Source organism: Candidatus Albibeggiatoa sp. nov. BB20 (assembly GCA_016744725.1).
In the GTDB taxonomy this organism is placed as follows: domain Bacteria; phylum Pseudomonadota; class Gammaproteobacteria; order Beggiatoales; family Beggiatoaceae; genus Albibeggiatoa.
Genome location: JADGDW010000071.1, coordinates 1 through 21,632 on the forward strand (window position 1 = coordinate 1; position 21,632 = coordinate 21,632).

Sequence of the window (21,632 nt, forward strand, 5' to 3'; positions counted from 1 at the left end):
ATCATTGAATATGGAGGTAGGTATGATTACGCCGCCTGTGGGCTTGAATCTATTTGTCATTGTAGGCATTACCGATATGAGTATCATGGAAGTGGTCAAAGCGGTATCTCCATGGTTGCTTATTTTGCTCATATTCTTACTCTTAATCACGTATGTTCCACAAATTAGTTTGTTTTTACCTAACTTAATGTATGGTCCTCAAACTTAATTTTTGCTCATGATGTAAACCATAGAGTAGGTGTTTTGATAAGCCCAACATTTTTAACTAGATGCTGGGTTTTTCAATGGATTATTTGTTTGGAAATCCTGTAAAAAAATGGCCAGTCTTATTTAAATGGCGATAGACAAAACAAGCTTTGCACTTCTGTACTATAGTCAATTCTATCTTGAGTGTGAGGACTGGCAGTCCTGTTATTATTTAAATATCAATCAGTTTTAAAATCTAGGACTGCCAGTCTTGTATCACTTTAAAGTAAAACGACTATATAGACACCATTTTCGATGCTTAAAATCTAAAACTGACACCAAGCTTCTGTTAATTAAATAATTACATTCCCAATTTTAGTTTGATATTAGCCTATTTATTGATGTGCATCATACTCAATCTATCCATAACAAAAACATGTTAAGATGCCTCGTCATTGGTTTCATATAATGGGTGTCCCAAGTATGTCAAACTTAAAACATTTATATCAGCATTCCTTAAGCTTACTCACTGATTTATATCAACTTACAATGGCGTATGGTTACTGGAAATCAGGCCGTATGAACCATCAAGCCGTATTCCATTTATTCTTCCGAAAACTACCTTTTAATGGGCGTTATGCGATTGCAGCGGGTTTACAAACGGCGGTTGAATATTTGCAACAATTTGAATTTACCTCTGATGATGCGGCTTATTTACAAACATTGACAGGAAATGATGGCAAACCCTTATTTGAACCCGCTTTTTTAGAATATCTGACCCAACTTAAATTTGATTGTGATCTGGACGCGATGCCAGAAGGCACATTAGTGTTTCCACATGAACCCTTGCTACGGGTGAAAGGCTCTTTAATTCAAACCCAGTTGCTTGAAACTGCCTTGCTTAATATTATGAATTTTCAGACTTTAATTGCGACAAAATCAGCCAGAGTATGCCAAGCCGCGCAAGGTGATGCGGTATTGGAATTTGGCTTACGTCGAGCACAAGGCATTGATGGTGCATTGTCTGCATCAAGAGCCGCTTATATTGGTGGCTGTGCTGCAACGTCGAATGTGTTAGCGGGCAAATTATTTGGGATTCCCGTCAAAGGCACTCATGCTCACAGTTGGGTGATGTCATTTGATGATGAATTTGAAGCGTTTAAAGTCTATGCTCAAGCAATGCCAAATAATTGTATTTTTCTAGTTGATACTTATGACAGCGTGCACGGCGTTGAATTAGCGATTCAAATGGGCAATGAGTTGCGTCAACAAGGTTATGAAATGGTGGGGATTCGGCTGGATTCAGGTGATTTAAACCAATTAAGCCAAAAAGCCCGTGAAATGCTAGATAATGCAGGTTTTCCCGAAGCTAAAATTGTGGCCAGTAATGACTTAAATGAGTTGTTAATTACAGAATTAAAACAAAACGGGGCTAAGATTGATGTTTGGGGCGTTGGGACGCAATTAGCAACAGCTTATGACCAACCTGCTTTAGGTGGGGTGTATAAATTATCGGCGATTCGGGAAAATGAAGAACAAGCTTGGCAATATCGGTTAAAAATATCTGAACAGGCAGTGAAAACCTCCAACCCTGGTATTATTCAAGTCAAACGTTTTCAGGATAAACAGCAGCGATTTGTTATCGATATGATGTACGATGAACCACATACACCGCAAAGCCCTGTACAATATGTGCCTTTAGGTGATAATCAACCACTTGAATTAAATTCGGCACTGCATGGGGAAGATTTATTACAGCCTGTGATTCGCCAAGGAACGTTGCTACAAGACTTGCCTGAGTTAGCCCAAGTTCGAGCGCGGGTGCAACAACAATTGCAGCAACTGCCTGATGGCGATAATGTACAAACGCCTTATCCTGTTAGCCTAGAATGGCATTATCATCAACTAAAACAAAATTTGATGCAACAAGTGCAACGTAAAGATGGTCATGAAAATTAAACTACATACGAATTTATTACAAAATGTATTGATTGGGGTTTTTGTTAGTGTGATTAGTGGGTTAATTGTGTTTTTTCTCACTGAATATCAACACCAGCAAACTGTATCTGAGTTGCCCGTTGTAGTTAATCATACTGATAACCCAATCTACAAATTATTGCAAACAGAGCAGCAAAAATTGGCGCATTTAAATGACCAATTGTTTGATAAAGAACAAGAATTACTTGAGATCAAACAAGATGAGGGTTTTACAGGTTCTTTTTTTGACGGTGCTGAAGCCAGTAAAATTAGGCAAGAGATTGATTATTTAGAAGAGAATGTTGAGGAAGCGGAAGATAAAATTATTAAGTTTAGCCACGAATTAGACCGTATATCAATGCGTTCGCAAAAACAGCAATATCCTACTTTTAGTTTGATTGTGATGGGATTAACATTTGTAGCAATGATTGCGCTATTGACGTTGCTAAGTATGGGAGGATAGTTTAGGTGTTGGCAGTCTCTAATAAATCATAAATATATGGACTGCCAAAAAATCTGCGGTGGCAAATTCTAATTATTTTTTAGTTAATTCTGTTGCTTGACTTACGCCTTTTTCAGCCCAGCTAGTTAATTCAGCTTTAGCTTCCATTAATACTTCTAATGTTTGACGCGCATTATCCATCAATTTTTCATTCATCTCAGTATATAAACCAGATTGAGCACCAACAACGTCTTGAGGGTTTTTTGCACCACTCACTGCTTCCATTTGTTTAGTACTACCTTCCATGTACAAATTCATCATGTCCATTTGACGTTGAGTCAAACGAGTCATCATTTTAGTATTGATGTCGCCTAACTCTTTTACAGAATCCATTGCTGACTGATTTAATTCAGTCCATTTTTGTAACATTTCGTTTGACATGGGTGTATTCCTCTTAAAGAACAACGAGCATTAAAAACCTAACAAATTGTGCATTGCAACATAACGAAAAATACACAACTTGTCAAGCGTAATTTACTACTACATCATGTGTAAACCGCCATTTACAGAAATATCAGCACCTGTAATGAAGCCTGAGTCTTCATGTGCTAAGAATACAACTGTACGTGCAATTTCAGAAGGCTCACCCATACGACCTACAGGTACTTGATCGACCATGCCTTGCAATACTTTTTCTGGCATTTGCTTAGTCATTGCTGTTGCGATATAACCTGGAGAAATAGTGTTTACTGTAATTCCCTTTTTCGCGCCTTCTTGAGCTAATGCCATAGTGAAACCATGCATACCTGCTTTAGTTGCAGAATAGTTAGTTTGACCGAACTGGCCTTTTTGACCATTGACAGAAGAAATGTTAACAACGCGGCCATAACTACGAGCACGCATACCTTCAATAACTTGACGTGTTACATTAAATACACTGTTCAAGTTTACATTAATGACTGCACCCCATTGTTCAGGTGTCATTTTGTGGAAGAAACCGTCTTTAGTGATCCCAGCGCAGTTTACTAATACGTCGATAGGACCTGCTTTTTCTTCAGCTTCTTTAACCAATTGAGCCGCAGATTCAAAGTCAGCTACGTTACCACCAGCGATTTCAAACTCAAAACCTGCTTCTTTTTGTGCCGCTACCCAAGCTTCACCATCGTCAACGCCTGGTAACCAAGAAGCAACCACTTTATAACCATCTTTTGCTAAAGCTTGACAAATTTCTGTACCAATACCACCAGTACCACCAGTTACTAATGCGACTCTTTGTGACATGCTTGCCTCCACAGGATTTTTTGAATAAAACGCAACATTATTAAGGTAATTGTTGCAATGCGCAAACAATCATAAAAGTGGTTATCCTTATTGTCAAGCAAGCTTTTTGAATATAAGCATTTTATTTATGGAATCGATGATTATTAAGAATTTATTTGCAGTATGTATAAATTAAGTCTTTTTTGTACCACAATTTTCAATATTGCACTGATATAAAATTGATTCAATTAGTACTTTTTTATCAATGAATTATTAAGCGTGTCAATGAAGCAGTCACCATTCTATTTTATTTATAACCGCTAAAGTTAAATTAACAAAATGATAACCCATGTGATGGAAATATCATGCTTTTCATAATAGAGCATTAGGAATTCCTACTTTAAACATCAAAACAGTTTATAACAATCAATCTGCAAGCTATGATAAACAAAGCAAAATCCCATTATATCGAATGCAGGTCTTATTACTTTATTGCGGTTAATTTATGTTCTATTTGTTCCCAAGACAGCTTTTTCTCAAAAAACGGCTGTAATGTTTCTAAACACTGATAGTCAGCACATTGAATTGCTGGAAAAGTCATCACCTCAGCTTGGCTTCGACGAAAAAAAATACTCCCCATGATAGTTCCTTCTCCATTAATCCCCGTGATAATTGCAGGATAAATCGGACATTTTGCTTGTTCAGCAAGCCAAAATCCGCCTTTTTTAAGTTTTTTCGATTCACCAGATAATGTAAGACCACCTTGAGGAAACAGAGCAATTACTTCCCCATTTTGCAAAGCCTGTAAAGCAGGTTTTAATGCCCGTTCAGGTCTATGTTTTAAATTAACAGGAATACAACCAATTGCCTGAAAAAACCATTTAAAACCAAAACGCCCATATTCTTCGTGAGAAATCAAAAAACGTAATGGGCGTGGGCTGCTTGCAATCAATAACATCGCGTCTAAGCCCGAACTATGATTTGCCATCACCACCGCGCCTTGATTCTCGGGTAAATTAAAAGATGTATTATATTGTAATCTATGAATATACTTGCAAAATAGGCGATTTAAACCATCAGTGCTGTTTAACCAAAGATTGCCCCAATCCGCGATATGTGCTTGATGACAAGCAAACATGCACCAAATAAAAGTGATTAAAAAAATAAAGCTAATAGTGATCCACATAAGCAAACCTCGCAAGTTGAATATTATTATTTTGGTAAATGACCCATTTCAGGCATAGCTTTCTAGCTTTTCAAGTAAAGATAAGGCCATCTATTTACAAATATATAAAATACAAACACCAATAAGTCAAAAAAGTGATTTAACTTGAGTTCTTTTCTGAATAAGCACATCAATATAAATGCCATGCTTATTCAGTCGCATCAATCCTGCCAAATATGGCTTTAAAAAACTTAAAGTAATTTATTAAATATCACTGCTATTCATTTGTTATTAAAATATTTTTATATTGAATTTATATTATATCTCCACTAGAATAAATATCTATTCTCCAAACCATAGTTGTATACGACAATGGCAACAGAACATGTTCCACCAGCCGAAGACAGTTATTTGGCTTCTCTAAGTGATTTGATGGTTGGTTTATTGTTTATTTTTATTATTATCTTGATGGCATTTGCGCTGAATTTACGTGAAGCAGAATCACAATCTGACGCAGAAGCAAAACAAAGCCAAGATGAAAAGCACAGTTTAGAACGCATTGTTGACCGTATTACAGACAATAAAATTGTCCAACAACTGATGTTAAGCGAAATCGAAACCGAACTTGATGGCCAAGGAGTTCGAGTCTTGATTGACATGGAAAATGGAGTGTTGCGTTTACCAGAATCACTACTCTTTGACTCAGGGGAAGCTACATTTCGCCCAGAAGGACAGAGAACAATTAAGGAATTATCCGCAGTATTAGCCAAAATTTTGCCTTGTTATGCAATCGCTCCATTAGATGAAATGCCTGTACATTGCGGCACTTCAGATAAAACTGCCCGCTTAGAAGCCATTTTCATTGAAGGGCATACTGATGACCAGCCGATTCATAATGAACAATTTGAGGATAACTGGTCATTATCCGTTGCCAGAGCATTGAATACTTATCGAGCTTTGGTTAATTTTGCACCCACTTTGGATCGACTACAAAACCCCCAACGTCAAGCCCTTATCAGTGTTAGTGCTTATGAAGCCCGTCGCCCTGTAGTCAATACACAACGAGATAAAAAACATAATCGGCGGATTGATTTACGTTTTCTGATGGCTTCTCCTTCCTTAAGTTTGGTAAATCATGCACAGCAGCGTATTGAATTGAGTAGTCAATAATTTATTTTTATTGTTTTTCCACTTGCAATATTGTGCGATTCAACAGAAAATCTATTTAAGAAATTAATCTCGATATTTTTTAGGAAAACCGCCAATGTTTTTAAAATCTTTGTTGATGAGTGTCGTTATCGTCACATTATCAGCTCCAGTTCAAGCAGATGCTAAATTTAAGTCAGGTGAATTTGACCATTATGTGCTTGCATTATCATGGCTACCTGCATTTTGTGAGTTACATGGACGTAAGCCTGAATGCAGAAAACAAACAGCTAAAGACTACAGTGCTCGCAATTTTTCGCTACATGGTTTATGGCCATCACGTAAGGCACGTCAAGGTTATAGCTATTGTGATATGGAGAGTAGTACCTTTAAACAATACAAAAATATGGCATGGTGTAGAATGCCAAAATTGGATTTGTCCAAGCCAACCCGTAATGAGCTAAAACAATCGATGCCAGCGTCAGTACAAGGTTGTTTGCAACGTCATGAATGGTATAAACATGGCACTTGCACAACCATGAGTGCGGAACAGTATTATCAACGTTCGAATGATTTACTCGATATGGTGAATCAATCTCAATTTGCCCAATTAGTTGAGCAAAATATTGGTAAATACGTACAACGTAAAGATTTGCTCAATGCTTTTAGTAAAGAGTTTGGCAAGGAGAGCCGCAACTACTTCACCTTGCATTGTAAAAAACAGGGCAGTGTGAGTTTATTAAGTGAAATTCGCTTATATTTAGCTAACCCTTTAAATGAAACTCAAAATTTAGCCTCTTATTTCCCAACTGAAAAAATTAAAATTCGCGGTGGTTGTCCACAACGATTTAAAATTGATGCTGCTGGAAAATAAAACATTTGGGAGCTTAATTGTATGTCACACACTAGCGTTGGTTTATTTGCCACTTGTTTAGTCGACTTGATACGTCCCAATGTTGGTTTTGCTACGATTAAGCTATTGGAACAAGTTGGTTGTCAAGTTGATGTGCCATTGAAACAAACATGTTGTGGCCAGCCCGCCTATAACAATGGTGATTTACAAACAAGCTGCCAAATTGCTCAACAAGTTATTACATTGTTTGAAGATTACGATTATATCGTAGCCCCTTCAGGCTCTTGTCTGGGCATGTTAAAACACCATTATCCTGCTTTATTTACTGAGAATGATGGTGACTGGAAAATCAAAGCCGAGCGATTTTCTGCAAAATGTTATGAATTGACTTCATTTCTGACCGAAGTAAAACCGATAGTGATTAAAGCCTCTTTTCCTCATTCCGTCACTTATCATGACAGTTGTTCTAGTCAGCGTGAGTTAAATATTAAACAACAACCCCGTGAGTTATTATCTCAAGTTGCAGGTTTGGAATTGCGTGAGATGGAAGAAACTGAGGTATGTTGTGGGTTTGGCGGCACATTCAGTGTCAAATATCCAGATATTTCAACTCGTATGGTTTCCAATAAAGCAAACAATATACAGAATACAGAAGCTGAATATTTAGTAACCGCTGATATGGGATGTTTGATGAATATCGCAGGGCGTCTACATCGTTTGGATAGTCCCGTAAAAGCATTTCATATTGCTGAGATTCTCGCGAATATGGCGGAAGAATAATGCTAAGTTGGCTGCACTGATAGTGCTTTGCGCATAATGTAGTCATCCATCACAAAACCTTGCCCGATCTCATTACAAACCGCCTCAGCTTTATAAAATCCAGCTCGCTGATAGGCGGTAATTGCTTTGGCATTGCCCTTATTAACTCTTAAACAAATACTGGATAAATGCTGTTGCAAGGCAAATTGTTCTGCATATTGTAACATCTGTTGTCCCAATCCTCGGCCATGAAACGCAGTTTGTAGATAGATTTGATTTAAAAATAAATGCTGCTGTTCTTGAATAATACATCCCAGAAACCCGACGCTCTGTTGTTGCCATTCAAATAAAGTAAATTGAATTCTTTGTTGTTCAATATCAGTTCTTAACTTTTCCTCTGAATACAGTGTTTTTAGCATATATTCAATTTGCGTGATTGAGATGACCACAGGGTAATAATCATGCCAAATCTCTGTGGCCAATTGTTGAATTAAGCGTGCATCATTAATATTTGCAGGCCTTGGTTGAAAGTCGTTCATGATAATATAATGAATTCCATGCTAGAAGTTGTCTCTGATGATTTAGCTTGTTTGTTCAAAACCCCAGCTGCCAGCACACTCGTATTCCAATTGGAGGAAGAGCTTATAGCGTGGTATTTGAACAATTTACTTGGGTTAATACCATGATTGCTAATGCTAAAACCGCTATCATTGGACTCTACCATTCCGCTGTACAATATGTTCGGGCTGCATACATGTTGGTGTGGGTTGTGTTTGATTGTGCTCGACAAAATCTTGCAATACTTGGGCAATCAGATTCGATAATGACTTTTGCTCTTGTTTAGAAATTCTTAACAGGGCATCGAGTAATTGATTATCAAGTTGATGGGTAATGTTCATAATTTTTTCCTTTAAAAACTGTTTTTTTGAGCGATAAAACTCATTTTATTAATGCTGATAATACTATTTAGTATAGTCAGTATCGCTCAAATGATATGTTATTAATTTACTCTAAACATAAGTACAGTTCAATTTTAGTTTAAATGGAATATTTAATAGATTTTAAGCAAGAATATTTCCAGATTAAAATTGTAAAGATAGGATATTTTGACATAAAAAGTATAAATACAAAAAAACAGGCTATTTTTATAATATAATAAAAGAAATTGTAAAGCTGGTTGAAAACGATATGGATTAGAAAAAGAGTTTTTAATAAATAGATGATTTGGAATTTTTTTCTGATAAGAGAAGGCTGCATTATAAGGCAATAAATACAGCCGATTAAAGGAGGGTAAAACTGTTTTTTTATGAAGATGAAGCGCGTTTTATACTGCTTCGATACCTAAACGATCGAGTAATTGCAAATCATGATTTGCACTGGGATTTTCTGTTGTTAATAGCTTTTCGCCGTAAAAAATCGAATTTGCACCAGCTAAAAAACATAAAGCTTGTGTTTCGTCACTCATTTCAGTACGACCTGCAGATAAACGCACATAAGAAGCGGGCATTAAAATCCGTGTTACAGCTAAACAACGTACCATGTCAAAACTTTCAATTGGCTCAGCTTGTTCCAATGGTGTACCCTCAACTCGAACCAGTTGATTAATTGGAATACTATCAGGATGTTTCGATAAGTTAGCCAAAGTTTGCAGCATTTCAGCCCGATCTTGCACAGTTTCACCCATGCCAATAATACCACCAGCACATACTTTAATATCTGCATCCTGTACTCGCGCCAAAGTATCTAAACGGTCTTTATAAGTTCGAGTGCTAATGATTTGTGGATAATACGTCTCAGACGTATCTAAATTATGATTGTAATAATCTAAACCTGCTTGTTTGAGCTGTTGAGTTTGTTCTTCATCCAGCATACCCAAGGTCATACATGCCTCTAAGCCTTCAGTTTTAACTACTTTGATAATATCAATCACTTGCTCAAACGCTTTGCCTTTCGGTTTGCGCCATGCAGCACCCATACAAAAACGGCTTGCACCGTGTTCCTTTGCTTTACGTGCCGCAGCTTGGACTTCTTCTGTAGGCATCAGCTTGTCAGGTTCAATCGTAGTTGTAAAATGCACGCTTTGTGGACAATAAGCGCAATCTTCAGGACAATTTCCCGTTTTAATATTAAGTAAAGTGCTTAATTGCACCTGATTTGGGTTGAAATAGCTGCGATGTGCAGTTTGAGCTTGGAAGATTAAATCATTGAGTGGCAAAGAAAATAAAGCCAATACCTCGTCTAACGACCAGTCGTGACGAATAGGGTAAGTTGTTTGGGTCATTGTGCTGCTATAAAAATTGGAGGAATGAGAAAAACTACGTGAAAATTGTAGTGTATATGACAGTTAACCAGCAAGCGATTTTTATTTGCATCTGAACAAGTAGCATTCTAGCATTTTCTTGCAGCGTAAGGATTGCCAGCCTTTGAAAAACTAGCAATCCTGAAATCTCCGTATCGTTATAACGTAGGCAAACTGCGGACAGCATGTAATTTACGGGTTTCAGCCCGCTCAATTTGTTGCAAAGATTCTTCTACAAAAATCAAATGTTCTTGTGCCGCGCGTCTTGCCCCATCTGCATCACGTTCTAGCACTTTATTCATCATCCGTTCATGTTGATGGCTTAGCGGCTCAAACACTTTAGGCAAGGTGTACAATTTATCCAAATTATGGGTAATACTGTTTTCTAATAAACTAAACAAATTTTGCATAATATGTTGTAACACGGGATTATAAGCCGCTTCTGAAATCGCCAAATGAAATTTTGCATCCGCCTTTGCCTCATCCAACGGGTCAGGCGAACCGTGCATTTCAATCATACGATCAAAACAATGTTGAATCCGTTGTCTATCCACTTCTGTATGGCGTAACGCTGCATAATAAGCGGCTGTGCCTTCCAAAGCATGGCGCACTTCTAATACATCAAACTTTGCCTCAACTTGCTCGTGAAACAAATTTAACAATGGATTAATAAAACTGGTTTCTGTTTTCTCCTGCACATAAGTGCCACCGCCATGACGCGTCGCTAACAACCCAGCACAAGCCAACTTTTGCAATGCCTCACGCAAAGAAGGACGAGACACACCCAATTGTTTGGCTAACTCCCGTTCTGGTGGCAGTTTATCGCCAGCGCCCCATGTATCTTCATTCAACATTTCTTTTAAACGTTCAGCCACTTTATCTGATATTTTTTGTTTCATACCTTCACCATTCTTATTGGTAATACCAATTTACCTTAGTTTACTTAAATAAATGCAAATTGGAAAGTATTATTTAATGATGGATGATATATCACAGCAACTTGTATATTAGTGTTTTATAAGATATTAACGTTGCATTGCAACATTAAAAAACACTTGACATTAGGGTTCATTGTGCTGAAAATAGCCATCATGGTATGACCAATTATTGAATTTAAAAAAGTGGTTTTACCAATTATTCAGATTACATAAATAAAAAAGTGTTATTGAATCACTGAAGGAGGTTCGAACATCATGCTAAAACGCAAACTGGTCATTGCACTCACAGCCCTAGGCTTATGCGTAGGGGCAGGTGAAGTCGCTGCTAAAAAGGTATTATTAAAAGTGCCTGTGTTTTTCGGTACGCATTTAGAAGGCTTGGGCAGTACGCCGAAATGGTTAGCAGAACATTTAAATGTTGCCAGTGGTGGCACAGTCAAAATGAAGATTTATGAACCCGGAAAATTGATTCCACCAAAAGGCATTTTACAAGCAGTTGCTAAAGGCAAAGTCAATGCGGGCTACACCACACCTGCTTACAACACTGGGGTTTTAGGTGATAAAGGCTCATTGTTTTCCTCTGTCCCATTTGGCCCTGATGCACCTGAAATGTTAGCGTGGTTGTATTACGGCGATGGTCTGAAATTATGGCGTGAAATGTATGCTAAAAAAGGCATTAACGTTCATGCAATTCCATGTGGTTTAACTGCACCTGAAACTTCTGGTTGGTTCTCTCGTGCCATTGATAAGCCTGAAGATTTAGAAGGTTTAAGAATGCGTTTCTTTGGCTTGGGCGCGTTAGTAATGGAAAAATTAGGCGTTTCCACTAGTTTACTTCCCAGTAAAGAAATTTTCCCTGCTTTAGAAAAAGGCGCGATTGACGCGACAGAATTCTCTATGCCTGCGATTGATAAACGCTTAGGCTTCCATAAAATATTGAAATTCAACTATTATCCCGGTTGGCATCAACCTGCCTCTGTTTATGAACTTGTCATTAATAGCAAAACATGGAAAAGCATGGATAAACAACAACAAGGCATCGTTGAGTTGTCATGCAAAGCAGCAATGTTAGATGCGTTGGCATTAGGTGAAGCGATTCAATTCCCTCATATGAAATCCAATGTGGAAAAACATGGTGTAGAAAATCGTTATTGGTCTAAAGAATTACTCGATTTGTTCCAATCTAAATGGAATGAAGTTGTTGTAGAACAATCAGCTGAAGACCCAGAATTTAAGAAAATTTGGGACAATTTAGCGGCATTCCGTGCAGATTATGCGATTTGGAATGAATGGGCATTTTTACCACGTCCGGGTACAGTACGAATTGAGAAAACGGAGTAAGTTTTTAGCTCTTTGTTGGTAGTGCCTTAAGGCGCATTTAGGTTGAGCAAGGACGCTTAGCCGCCTTTTTAAACATAAATGATAATATCAACAGATAACTTAATAAAATAGTCAGTTAAGCTTTAAATTAGATTTAACACCATAAAAATAATAATTTTGGGGTCAATGGAGGCTAAGAGATGAGCGATTTAACAGAACAGGATTATCATATTCCGATAGTCCATGCCATGAATCAGTTTGTACGCCATGCAGGTCACATTATCGCATGGGTCAATGTGTTATTAATCACAGTCATTTTAGTTCAAGTCGTGATGCGCTATGGATTCAATAAAGCCATGGTACCTTTAGAAGAATTAATCTGGCATTTATATGCGATTGGCTTCATGTTTGGACTGAGTTATGCCATCACCACCGACTCCCATATCCGAGTTGATATTGTACACATGAACTTACCAAAACGAACGCAGCATCTATTTGAAATGATAGGTATTATTATATTTTTATTACCCTTTTTAGTGATTATTTTCCATCATAGTGTTGAATGGGTGATGGAATCCTACAGAGTCGGCGAAGGCTCAAGCAGTGCCACAGGTCTCTCCAATCGATGGCTTATTAAATCCGTTATCCCATTAAGCTTCTTTCTTATGTTTATCGCAGCCATTGCCCGTTTAATTCAAGAAACCATGTTATTTATCCATTTAGCCAAAGATGAAGATAAATCTAACATTGAAATTTCAGGACGAGTTTCAATGATGCGTCATCTATTTACAGTTCAAAATAATAAAGGTGAATAATCATGGAAATGAATGAAATCTTAGTCATTGCGATGTTTGTCACGTTTATTGTGTGCCTGTTTTCAGGTTTTCCCGTAGCATGGATTTTGGCAGGTGTTGGGATACTTTTCGCGGGAATTGGCTACTTTTCTGACCAATATTTGGACACCATGACGGGCTTAGATTATGCCACCTTGGGACTGTCGGTTGACCGAATTTATGGGATTATGGATAACTGGGTGCTGGTCGCGCTGCCGATGTTCATTTTTATGGGTTTAATGCTGGATAAATCGGGCGTTGCCGAACGAATGATGCAATCAATACAAGCCTTATTTGGTAAAGTGCGCGGTGGTTTAGCAATTACAGTAACATTAATCGGCATCATTTTAGCCGCCTCAACAGGTATTATCGGTGCATCCGTGGTGCTGCTCGGCATTATGTCATTACCCGTGATGTTAGGACAAAATTATGATAAACCCTTGGCATTAGGCACAATTGCCAGTGCTGGCTGTTTGGGGATTTTGATTCCACCCAGCATCATGTTAGTCATCATGGGCGATCAACTCGGTTTATCGGTCGGCGATTTATTCATGGGTGCGGTGTTCCCCGGTTTATTGCTCGGTATTTTATATATGACTTACATTTTGGTCTATGCGTGGTTTTTACCCGAAAAAGCCCCATTACCAGAAAATCAAGAACCATTCTCATGGTCAATTGTCGGCAGAGTCTTTTTAAATATTTTACCACCAGCAGGCTTAATTTTCGCGGTGTTAGGTTCAATTTTCGCAGGCATCGCCACCGTGACAGAAGCCAGCGGGATTGGTGCAGTCGGCGCGATTGTTTTAGCTTTAATATACAACCGTTTAAACTGGAAAGTTTGGAAAGAAGTCACTTTTAACACATTTAACACCACAGCCTACATTTTTGCTATTTTTATCGGCGCTACTATTTTCGCCTTAGTGTTACGTGAGCTAGGCGGCGACGAGTTAATTGAATCCACTTTATCAGAATTGCCTTTTGGTCCTTACGGTATTATCGCATTCATTTTATTCGTGGTGTTTTTATTAGGTTTCTTCTTAGATTGGATTGAAATTACCTTAATTATCTTACCGTTACTTGCACCTGTGATTACGGGATTGGACTTAGATATCAATGGTTATGGGGTGGTGGATAACCCTGAATTGGTCTGGTTTGCACTCTTGGTTGCAGTGACGTTGCAGACCTCATTTTTAACACCGCCCGTGGGTTTTGCTTTATTTTATCTCAAAGGGGTTTGTCCGCCAGAAGTGAAATTAACCCATATTTATAAAGGTGTTGTACCCTTCATCATCTTGCAATTGATTGGTTTGCTTGTGGTACTATTTTTCCCCGCGTTGGTGACTTGGTTGCCATCGGTGGCTTACGGGAATTAATTCATCAGGGCTGGTATAGTCGTTTTACTTTAAAGTGATACAGGACTGCCAGTCCTCACACTCAAGATGGAATTGACTATAGTTCTTGAGTATTGCCAGTCCTTTAACTCTAAATAAAACAATATGTCACAGAATACTCGTTTAAATCCAGATATTGCCAAACAAATAAAAAAAGCGGTTTTTGAATCCGATGCTGATGCAAAAGTGTATCTTTTCGGTTCTCGAACTGATTTAAGTAAAAAAGGTGGTGATATTGATATTTTGGTGATTTCAAAAATATTGATGGATTGGGATGCACAATTTGCAGTTAAAAGACGATTATTTGATTTAATTGAAGAACAAAAGCTAGATATGATTTTTGCTGAAAATATGCAAGATGATCCGTTTGTTGCCATTATTTCAGAACATGCGATTTTACTATGAAACAGAAGTTTTCAATTTTACTCGAACAACAATTACCTTTACTTGATGATGCTGCAAAAGTATTGGTTATTTCTCAACAAAGATGTACACAAATTGGGATTAAAGAAACTTATACAATTGATGAATTAGAAAAATTTGAGGCATTAACCAGTCGTTTCGCACGCTTATGTGATTTTGTTATTCAAAAAATGTTGCGCCTCATTGATGAAATTGATTTAGAAACGCAAGGCACAGTAAGAGATAGAATTCATCGAGCGGAAAAAAAAGGACTGATAAAGAGTGCTGAGCAATTTGCTGATTGTCGTATGCTACGGAATGAAATTTCTCATGAATATACACAAATTAAAATGCTGCAAATATTCCAAAATGTGCTTGAAATGACACCTTATTTACTCGAAAGCGTAGACCATATTAAACAATACTGCCAACAATTTAGAAAATAAAAAGCTCAGGACTGGCAGTCCTCAGTATTAGAAAAGAGTTAATATTATAAATAATTAGGACTGCCAGTCCTTAATTCACCAAAATATAAAAAAATAGGATTTTTCAAGGAATGAATAGCAATATCCAAGTATTAAACAAAGTATGCAAAAAACTCAATTTAGATTATCAACTTCAGCATCTATCAAAAAATATTGTTGAAGTCACGATTGCAGGCAAAAAGCACTTATTTACCAGTTTTGATACACCATTAAACTCACAGTCAGTTAACAAATTATGTCGAGATAAAGACTATTTTTATCAATACTTTCAAGACACAATTAAGATGCCTAAAACTCAGGCTTACTTAAATCCGCATCACGAAGGTGCTTATACCCGATATTTAGAATTGAACACGATAATGCAAATAATGCACTCAATCGAGCAAAACTTTCAATATCCACTGATTATTAAACAAAATCGGGGTACAAGCGGCAAAAATGTATTTAAAGCCGAAAATCAACAACAATTAGAAATGGGATTGCTAACGATTTTCAATAAAAATGATATGGCATTTGACTATGTGGCTTTAGCTCAAGAACTGATTGATATTGATAAAGAATTTAGAGTCATTTATCTCAATGGACAATTACAATTTGCTTACGAAAAAAGTAATGAATCCGCCCAATTTACAGGCAACTTAAGCCCTCTGCATTGGGAAGGCGCAAAAGCGATTTTACAGACAGAACAGAATATTTTAGATGCAATTGACCTATTTTGTCAGCCATTATTCCAAAAATTAATGATTCCATTTTGTGGTCTCGATGTCATTTTAGATAAACAAGGACAGTGGTGGTTGCTTGAAGCCAATTCAGCACCCGCATTTCATCAGTTTATTAAAAGTGGTTATGAACATAAAGTGATGGAATTTTACGAGAATTTACTCGCCAGTTTATAGGTTTTATCTCATGTTGTTGAGTTGCACATTGCCATACTTAACAGGTCTTTTATTTGAAAATGTTGGGGAAAATACACATGTTAAGCTCAACCCATGAAAAATTACAAAAATCACTGCTTTCTCATATTCCTCAAAATCAAATTATCAGTGACCCGTTACGCACCTTAGCTTATGGGACGGATGCCAGCTTTTATCGTTTGCAGCCGCAATTAGTAGTAAAAGTGAAAAATGAGCAGGAAGTAATACATTTACTGAGAATGGCGCAAAATCATAAAACACCAGTGACTTTTCGTGCAGCGGGTACAAGTTTGTCAGGGCAAGCCATTAGCGACTCAGTGTTAGCCGTCTTATCAGGAGAAGCGTGGAATAATTACCAAATTCATGAAAATGGGCATCAAATCACATTGCAAACGGGGATTATTGGTGCTCAAGCAAATACTTACCTTTTGTCTTATGGACGAAAAATAGGCCCTGATCCTGCGTCGATTAATGCGGCTAAAATTGGTGGGATTGCAGCGAATAATGCCAGTGGAATGTGTTGTGGTACAGCGCAAAACAGCTACAATACTTTAGCAGGAATGCGAATTATTTTTGCGGATGGCACAGTGTTAGATACACGAGATAAAAATAGTATTACCGCGTTTGACCACAGTCATAGCGAATTTTTACAATCTATCCAACATTTAGCCCATACAGTTCAACATTATACTGAGCTGAAATCTAAAATCCAGCACAAATATAGATTAAAAAATACAACAGGTTATGGCTTAAATGCGCTGATAGATTACACTGATCCAATTGATATTATTCAACATTTGATGATTGGTTCAGAAGGCACTTTAGGCTTTATCTCTGAAATTACTTACCACACCGTGCCTGACCCCGCACATAAAGCAACGGCTTTGGTTTTATTTCCTAATATTGAGCAAGCCTGTCAAACAGTGGCTAAATTGGCTGCAACGCCTGTGACTGCCGTCGAATTGATGGATAGACCCGCATTGCGTTCGGTGCAAGGACAAGCAGGTATTCCCAGTGAATTAAGTGAGTTAGATGATGAAATGGCGGCATTATTAATTGATGTACGTGCCGAACAAGATGATATTTTGCAGCAACAAGTTGATGAAGTGCAAGCGGTATTAAATCAATGCAATTTGTTAAAAAATGCCCATTTTACGACAAATACGGCTGAATATGCTAAATTATGGAATATTCGTAAAGGTTTATTTCCCGCAGTCGGTGCAGTACGTGAAGTTGGGACGACTGTTATTATTGAAGATGTGGCATTTCCATTGCCAATGCTGGCGAAAGCGGTACGTGAATTACAGCATTTATTTAAGAAATATCATTACAATGAAGCGATTATTTTCGGTCATGCTTTAGCGGGAAATTTGCATTTTGTGTTCACTCAAGACTTTGGTACAACCGAAGAAGTGCAACGTTATAAATTGTTTATGGATGAAGTGTGTCAGATGGTTACGGGTGAATATCAAGGCTCGTTGAAAGCGGAACATGGCACAGGCCGTAATATGTCGCCATTTGTAAAATTAGAGTGGGGTGAACAAGCTTATGATGTGATGCAGCAGTTAAAAAATCTATTTGATCCAAAGGATTTACTCAATCCTGGTGTGATTTTAAATCCTGATGACAAAGCCCATATTAAAGATTTAAAACCGTTGCCGCCTGCGGATTCAATCATTGACCGTTGTATTGAATGCGGATTTTGTGAACCGATTTGTCCTTCTCGAGATTTAACTTTAACGCCCAGACAACGGATTACGATTTGGCGTGAAATTGCGCGTTTGGAACGGACACAAGAAAATCCATCACGTTTAAAACAGTTGCAAAAAGATTTTGATTATCAAGGTATTGAAACTTGTGCAATTGATGGTTTGTGTGCAACACAATGCCCTGTGAATATTAATACGGGTGATTTGACTGTGCAGTTACGCCAGCAAAAACGTGGAAAAATAGCTAATGTGACAGGAAATTGGATTGAAAGCCATTTTTCTACAGTTGCGTTGATGACACGGTTTAGTTTAGGCGGTGCAAGTTTAGCTCAAAGCGTTTTAGGCAATAAGTTGATGAGTAGTTTAAGTCAAGGTGCGCGAGACTTATCAGGTAAACGCTTGCCATTATGGACAGCAGAAATGCCACGTCCCACTTGTTTTAAGCCCGTTCAGCAGACTAAACAAAAACAAAAAGTGGTATATTTCGCTGCATGTGCTACGCGAGTGATGGGCGCAAGCCAAGGTCATGATGAATTACCTTTACCGCAAGAAATCGTCACTTTATTGAATAAAGCCCAAATTGAGGTGATTTATGTACAAAATCCTGATTCACATTGTTGTGGACAACCTTATGAAAGTAAAGGCTTAGCCAAGCAAGCGGATAAATCATTAACCCGTTTAGCTGATGCAGTATATGAGGCTAGCGAAGATGGGAAAATTGCCGCGATTTGTGACACCAGCCCTTGTAGTTTACGTTTAAAACAGGCTTTAGATGATAAATTAAAAGTCTATGAAATCACTGAATATTTACAACAGGAAGTGATACCCAAATTGGAACTGAAACAGCAAGTCGATTGTGTGAGTTTGCATATTACTTGTAGTGCCAGAAAAATGGGTTTAGAGTCAGTTTTACTTGAAGTTGCCAAAACATGTGCAAAAGAAGTCATTTTACCTGAAGAAGCTGGATGTTGCGGTTTTGCAGGTGATAAAGGCTTTACGCAACCTGAGTTAAATGCCAGCGCATTACAACATTTAAAATCGGCATTGCCCAAAAATTGTGAAGGCGGTTATTCTAATAGCCGCACTTGTGAAATCGGTTTGAGCTTACACAGCGGTGTGCATTATAATTCATTGGTTTATCTGGTTAATCAGTGTTTTAAATAAAAATTATTGCTTGAGGGTTGCCAATCTTTGAACAGTTGGCAATTCTAAGATATAAAGCTTTAGTTTACCGCTTTCTGACATCAGTTATTTATTGATTTCTGTAAATGAGCTCGTACACATCTCAAAATTTCATAATCATATTGCTCTTCAAGATATTCATACGCTGGCCTTAATTTTGTCATATCATCCATGGCCATCAATGCTTCTTCTATTTCCTCTCTTTCTTCATCTTCCAGCATCATTATTTCATCTAAATCAATAATATCTTCTTCAATTAAATCAGAAAAATGAGTGTAAATTGTGACGATTTTTAGTTGGCGTTGTTCGGCAATTTGCTCAGGACTGAGACCACGCTTAAATGCTTCTAAAGTGAGATTCACTGTTTCTGATAATCGATTTTGTGCAACAGAAGCTGGAGTTGGACGATGATTGGGTATTTCATCTTGATAATCATCTAAAATATCTAAAAACTGTTGGCCATAACGTTCTAATTTGAGTTGTCCTACTCCATTGATTTTACGCAATTCTCGCAAGCTACTAGGGCGATAATATACCATTTCTTTCAAAGTGCTATCATGAAAAATCATATAAGGAGCAATACTTTGAGCATCAGCCAAATCTTTACGTTTTCCTTGTAATACATGCCATAATTCTTTGTCTTTGCCGATAAATTGGGGTTGTTCTGGTTTGGGTCGTGTGGTTTTTGATTCATAGCTATCTAAACGTAAACGCACTGATTGTTCACCACGCAATAAGGGTCTGGCTTTATCATGCAACCTCAAGCCACCATAGCCTTCTACATCCACCGTGATATAACCTGCTGCGGCTAATTGTCGATAGACTGATTTCCATTTTTCTTCATCTAATTCTTTGCCAATACCAAAGGTACTGACCTGCTGATGTTGGAATCTTTGTACTTTGTCATCCATTTTGCCCAGCAACACATTAATTAAATGGTTTACCCCAAATTGTTGCCCTGTACGATACACACAAGATAAGGCTTTTTGCGCCGCTTCGGTTGCATCCCAAGTCGGCACAGGGTCTAAGCAAGTATCACAATTACCACATGGATCAGGCAAATTGTCTCCAAAATAACTCAGTAACGCCTGACGACGACAAGTAATGATTTCACAATAACCCAGCATGGCATCGAGTTTATGCCGTTCTAAATTTTTATGTTGCACACTGGCTTCGGAGCTATCGATAAATTTGCGCAAGGTGAAAATATCGCCCATGCCATACGCCATCCACGCATTTGACGGCAAGCCATCACGCCCAGCCCGTCCCGTTTCTTGATAATAGGCTTCTAAACTTTTAGGTAAATCTAAATGAGCCACAAACCGTACATTAGGTTTATCAATCCCCATCCCAAACGCAATGGTAGCCACAATAATCACACTTTCTTGTTTGAGAAAAATATCTTGATGCTGTTGGCGGATTGGGGTCTTTAAACCTGCATGATAAGGCAGCGCGTTCCAGCCCTGTTGCTTCAGCCAGTCCGCTGTATCTTCAACTTTTTTGCGTGATAAACAGTACACTATTCCCGTATCATTCCGATGTTCTCGATTGAGGAAAGCCAGTAATTGCATTTTAGGATGTTTGGTTTTGGGTACGACGTGATAACGAATATTCGGACGATCAAATCCTGTAACAAATACTTTACCTTGTTGTAATTGCAAGTGTTCGATAATTTCTTGACGGGTTAAATCATCTGCGGTTGCGGTTAATGCAAGGCGTGGGATATGTGGAAAACGTTGGTGTAATGCAGAAAGCTGGCGATATTCAGGTCTGAAATCATGTCCCCATTGTGATACACAGTGGGCTTCATCAATGGCGAATAAACTGACGGGGATTGTGCTGAGGAATTCTAAAAACGAGTCCGTCATTAAGCGTTCAGGCGCAACATAGAGTAAATCTAGTTCATTACGTCTGAGTTGTCCGAATACATTACGTGCATCTTCGCTGGAAAGCATGGAATTAAGGAACGCGGCACGAATACCTAATTGTAACAAGGCAGTGACTTGATCTTGCATCAATGCAATTAACGGTGATACGACGATGGCAACACCTTGGCGAACAATCGCAGGAATTTGATAACACAATGATTTACCACCACCTGTTGGCATTAAAACCAGTGCATCACCATTGTTTAAAACATGTTGGATGACATCCGCTTGCTGACCACGAAATTGTTGATAACCAAAGGTATGATGTAAAACGGATTCTGGGGTCATGGGTCTGATGAGGTGTTGAAATAATTATTTATTCTATCAGATTTAGGTGATTTTCGTGCTACATCATGAAGCATGCAAAACGGGTTTTGCAATATGTTTCCTTAAATCAACACTTCAGACAGTTTTTAAAAATTCCTATTGCCTAAAATTGTAAC

General features: G+C 37.9%; 21 protein-coding genes. 13 read left to right on the top strand and 8 right to left on the bottom strand.

The annotated features are described in order from the left end of the window. The 3 genes from ABXH34_RS09525 to ABXH34_RS09535 form a co-directional block, all read left to right on the top strand. A partial coding sequence (locus ABXH34_RS09525) for a TRAP transporter large permease subunit (RefSeq protein ID WP_353571644.1) occupies window positions 1-208 on the top strand: 208 nt, incomplete at its 5' end. A gap of 461 nt (window positions 209-669) precedes the next feature. Further along, window positions 670-2,145 carry a nicotinate phosphoribosyltransferase gene (locus tag ABXH34_RS09530; RefSeq protein ID WP_353571645.1) on the top strand — a complete coding sequence of 492 codons (1,476 nt, stop codon included), beginning with the start codon at window positions 670-672 and terminating at the stop codon, window positions 2,143-2,145. After that, window positions 2,135-2,626 (top strand): coiled-coil domain-containing protein, encoded by a 492-nt coding sequence (locus tag ABXH34_RS09535; protein WP_353571646.1) that lies wholly within the window; start codon window positions 2,135-2,137, stop codon window positions 2,624-2,626. The genes ABXH34_RS09530 and ABXH34_RS09535 overlap by 11 nt, the downstream gene beginning before the upstream one ends. Before the next feature lie 72 nt (window positions 2,627-2,698). On the opposite strand, the gene ABXH34_RS09540 is transcribed toward ABXH34_RS09535, so the two are convergent. From ABXH34_RS09540 to ABXH34_RS09550, 3 genes are all read right to left on the bottom strand, one after another. Further along, entirely contained in the window at window positions 2,699-3,046 is a 348-nt protein-coding gene (locus ABXH34_RS09540; RefSeq protein WP_353571647.1) for a phasin family protein, read from the bottom strand. A 99-nt stretch (window positions 3,047-3,145) separates the two neighbouring features. Continuing rightward, window positions 3,146-3,886 (bottom strand): acetoacetyl-CoA reductase, encoded by a 741-nt coding sequence (gene phbB / locus ABXH34_RS09545; RefSeq protein ID WP_353571648.1) that lies wholly within the window; start codon window positions 3,884-3,886, stop codon window positions 3,146-3,148. Between the two features lie 463 nt (window positions 3,887-4,349). Further along, window positions 4,350-5,051: a lysophospholipid acyltransferase family protein gene (locus ABXH34_RS09550; protein WP_353571649.1), complete on the bottom strand. Its 702-nt coding sequence runs from the start codon at window positions 5,049-5,051 to the stop codon at window positions 4,350-4,352. Window positions 5,052-5,402: 351 nt separating this feature from the next. On the opposite strand from ABXH34_RS09550, the gene ABXH34_RS09555 reads away from it, so the two are divergent. The 3 genes from ABXH34_RS09555 (at window position 5,403) to ABXH34_RS09565 (ending at window position 7,809) form a co-directional block, all read left to right on the top strand. Next, entirely contained in the window at window positions 5,403-6,200 is a 798-nt protein-coding gene (locus tag ABXH34_RS09555) for an OmpA/MotB family protein (protein WP_353571650.1), read from the top strand. A 94-nt stretch (window positions 6,201-6,294) separates the two neighbouring features. Next, window positions 6,295-7,050, top strand: a complete 756-nt coding sequence (locus ABXH34_RS09560; RefSeq protein ID WP_353571651.1) for a ribonuclease T2 family protein — start codon at window positions 6,295-6,297, stop codon at window positions 7,048-7,050. Window positions 7,051-7,071: 21 nt separating this feature from the next. Next, the gene (locus ABXH34_RS09565) at window positions 7,072-7,809 is read left to right on the top strand and encodes a (Fe-S)-binding protein (protein ID WP_353571652.1); all 738 of its coding nucleotides are present in this window, start codon (window positions 7,072-7,074) and stop codon (window positions 7,807-7,809) included. A gap of 2 nt (window positions 7,810-7,811) precedes the next feature. Here the strand turns inward: ABXH34_RS09565 and ABXH34_RS09570 are convergent, their stop codons facing one another. The 4 genes from ABXH34_RS09570 to ABXH34_RS09585 all read right to left on the bottom strand — a co-directional run bounded on the left by ABXH34_RS09570 (window position 7,812) and on the right by ABXH34_RS09585 (window position 10,986). Further along, window positions 7,812-8,327, bottom strand: a complete 516-nt coding sequence (locus tag ABXH34_RS09570; protein WP_353571653.1) for a GNAT family N-acetyltransferase — start codon at window positions 8,325-8,327, stop codon at window positions 7,812-7,814. 168 nt (window positions 8,328-8,495) lie between these two features. Beyond that, the gene (locus ABXH34_RS09575; protein ID WP_353571654.1) at window positions 8,496-8,687 is read right to left on the bottom strand and encodes a hypothetical protein; all 192 of its coding nucleotides are present in this window, start codon (window positions 8,685-8,687) and stop codon (window positions 8,496-8,498) included. Window positions 8,688-9,112: 425 nt separating this feature from the next. Then, complete coding sequence (gene bioB / locus ABXH34_RS09580) at window positions 9,113-10,069, bottom strand: biotin synthase BioB (RefSeq protein WP_353571655.1); 957 nt, start codon at window positions 10,067-10,069, stop codon at window positions 9,113-9,115. 176 nt (window positions 10,070-10,245) lie between these two features. Next, window positions 10,246-10,986 carry an FCD domain-containing protein gene (locus ABXH34_RS09585; protein WP_353571656.1) on the bottom strand — a complete coding sequence of 247 codons (741 nt, stop codon included), beginning with the start codon at window positions 10,984-10,986 and terminating at the stop codon, window positions 10,246-10,248. 294 nt (window positions 10,987-11,280) lie between these two features. On the opposite strand from ABXH34_RS09585, the gene ABXH34_RS09590 reads away from it, so the two are divergent. The 7 genes from ABXH34_RS09590 (at window position 11,281) to ABXH34_RS09620 (ending at window position 19,243) form a co-directional block, all read left to right on the top strand. Then, entirely contained in the window at window positions 11,281-12,366 is a 1,086-nt protein-coding gene (locus ABXH34_RS09590; RefSeq protein ID WP_353571657.1) for a TRAP transporter substrate-binding protein, read from the top strand. A 179-nt stretch (window positions 12,367-12,545) separates the two neighbouring features. Further along, on the top strand, window positions 12,546-13,160 hold the full coding sequence (locus ABXH34_RS09595; RefSeq protein ID WP_353571658.1) for a TRAP transporter small permease subunit: 615 nt from the start codon (window positions 12,546-12,548) through the stop codon (window positions 13,158-13,160). Between the two features lie 2 nt (window positions 13,161-13,162). Continuing rightward, window positions 13,163-14,551 (top strand): TRAP transporter large permease, encoded by a 1,389-nt coding sequence (locus ABXH34_RS09600; RefSeq protein WP_353571659.1) that lies wholly within the window; start codon window positions 13,163-13,165, stop codon window positions 14,549-14,551. Window positions 14,552-14,674: 123 nt separating this feature from the next. Beyond that, window positions 14,675-14,974, top strand: coding sequence for a nucleotidyltransferase domain-containing protein (locus tag ABXH34_RS09605; protein ID WP_353571660.1), 300 nt, complete (start codon window positions 14,675-14,677; stop codon window positions 14,972-14,974). Then, window positions 14,971-15,417: a hypothetical protein gene (locus ABXH34_RS09610; RefSeq protein ID WP_353571661.1), complete on the top strand. Its 447-nt coding sequence runs from the start codon at window positions 14,971-14,973 to the stop codon at window positions 15,415-15,417. The genes ABXH34_RS09605 and ABXH34_RS09610 overlap by 4 nt, the downstream gene beginning before the upstream one ends. Window positions 15,418-15,527: 110 nt before the next feature. After that, complete coding sequence (locus ABXH34_RS09615) at window positions 15,528-16,352, top strand: ATP-grasp domain-containing protein (RefSeq protein ID WP_353571662.1); 825 nt, start codon at window positions 15,528-15,530, stop codon at window positions 16,350-16,352. Between the two features lie 77 nt (window positions 16,353-16,429). Continuing rightward, complete coding sequence (locus ABXH34_RS09620; RefSeq protein ID WP_353571663.1) at window positions 16,430-19,243, top strand: FAD-binding and (Fe-S)-binding domain-containing protein; 2,814 nt, start codon at window positions 16,430-16,432, stop codon at window positions 19,241-19,243. Window positions 19,244-19,323: 80 nt separating this feature from the next. Here the strand turns inward: ABXH34_RS09620 and recQ are convergent, their stop codons facing one another. After that, entirely contained in the window at window positions 19,324-21,477 is a 2,154-nt protein-coding gene (recQ, locus tag ABXH34_RS09625; protein ID WP_353571664.1) for a DNA helicase RecQ, read from the bottom strand. Window positions 21,478-21,632 lie beyond the last annotated feature (155 nt).

Bases quoted from the DNA above. Each gene is read 5' to 3' on its own strand.
- ABXH34_RS09570 (WP_353571653.1), bottom strand. From the start codon at position 8,327: ATGAACGACTTTCAACCAAGGCCTGCAAATATTAATGATGCACGCTTA.
- ABXH34_RS09595 (WP_353571658.1), top strand. From the start codon at position 12,546: ATGAGCGATTTAACAGAACAGGATTATCATATTCCGATAGTCCATGCC.
- ABXH34_RS09555 (WP_353571650.1), top strand. From the start codon at position 5,403: ATGGCAACAGAACATGTTCCACCAGCCGAAGACAGTTATTTGGCTTCT.
- ABXH34_RS09565 (WP_353571652.1), top strand. From the start codon at position 7,072: ATGTCACACACTAGCGTTGGTTTATTTGCCACTTGTTTAGTCGACTTG.
- ABXH34_RS09540 (WP_353571647.1), bottom strand. From the start codon at position 3,046: ATGTCAAACGAAATGTTACAAAAATGGACTGAATTAAATCAGTCAGCA.
- ABXH34_RS09530 (WP_353571645.1), top strand. From the start codon at position 670: ATGTCAAACTTAAAACATTTATATCAGCATTCCTTAAGCTTACTCACT.
- phbB (WP_353571648.1), bottom strand. From the start codon at position 3,886: ATGTCACAAAGAGTCGCATTAGTAACTGGTGGTACTGGTGGTATTGGT.
- ABXH34_RS09535 (WP_353571646.1), top strand. From the start codon at position 2,135: ATGAAAATTAAACTACATACGAATTTATTACAAAATGTATTGATTGGG.
- ABXH34_RS09590 (WP_353571657.1), top strand. From the start codon at position 11,281: ATGCTAAAACGCAAACTGGTCATTGCACTCACAGCCCTAGGCTTATGC.
- ABXH34_RS09560 (WP_353571651.1), top strand. From the start codon at position 6,295: ATGTTTTTAAAATCTTTGTTGATGAGTGTCGTTATCGTCACATTATCA.
- ABXH34_RS09610 (WP_353571661.1), top strand. From the start codon at position 14,971: ATGAAACAGAAGTTTTCAATTTTACTCGAACAACAATTACCTTTACTT.
- recQ (WP_353571664.1), bottom strand. From the start codon at position 21,477: ATGACCCCAGAATCCGTTTTACATCATACCTTTGGTTATCAACAATTT.
- ABXH34_RS09550 (WP_353571649.1), bottom strand. From the start codon at position 5,051: ATGTGGATCACTATTAGCTTTATTTTTTTAATCACTTTTATTTGGTGC.
- bioB (WP_353571655.1), bottom strand. From the start codon at position 10,069: ATGACCCAAACAACTTACCCTATTCGTCACGACTGGTCGTTAGACGAG.
- ABXH34_RS09585 (WP_353571656.1), bottom strand. From the start codon at position 10,986: ATGAAACAAAAAATATCAGATAAAGTGGCTGAACGTTTAAAAGAAATG.
- ABXH34_RS09615 (WP_353571662.1), top strand. From the start codon at position 15,528: ATGAATAGCAATATCCAAGTATTAAACAAAGTATGCAAAAAACTCAAT.
- ABXH34_RS09575 (WP_353571654.1), bottom strand. From the start codon at position 8,687: ATGAACATTACCCATCAACTTGATAATCAATTACTCGATGCCCTGTTA.
- ABXH34_RS09620 (WP_353571663.1), top strand. From the start codon at position 16,430: ATGTTAAGCTCAACCCATGAAAAATTACAAAAATCACTGCTTTCTCAT.
- ABXH34_RS09605 (WP_353571660.1), top strand. From the start codon at position 14,675: ATGTCACAGAATACTCGTTTAAATCCAGATATTGCCAAACAAATAAAA.
- ABXH34_RS09600 (WP_353571659.1), top strand. From the start codon at position 13,163: ATGGAAATGAATGAAATCTTAGTCATTGCGATGTTTGTCACGTTTATT.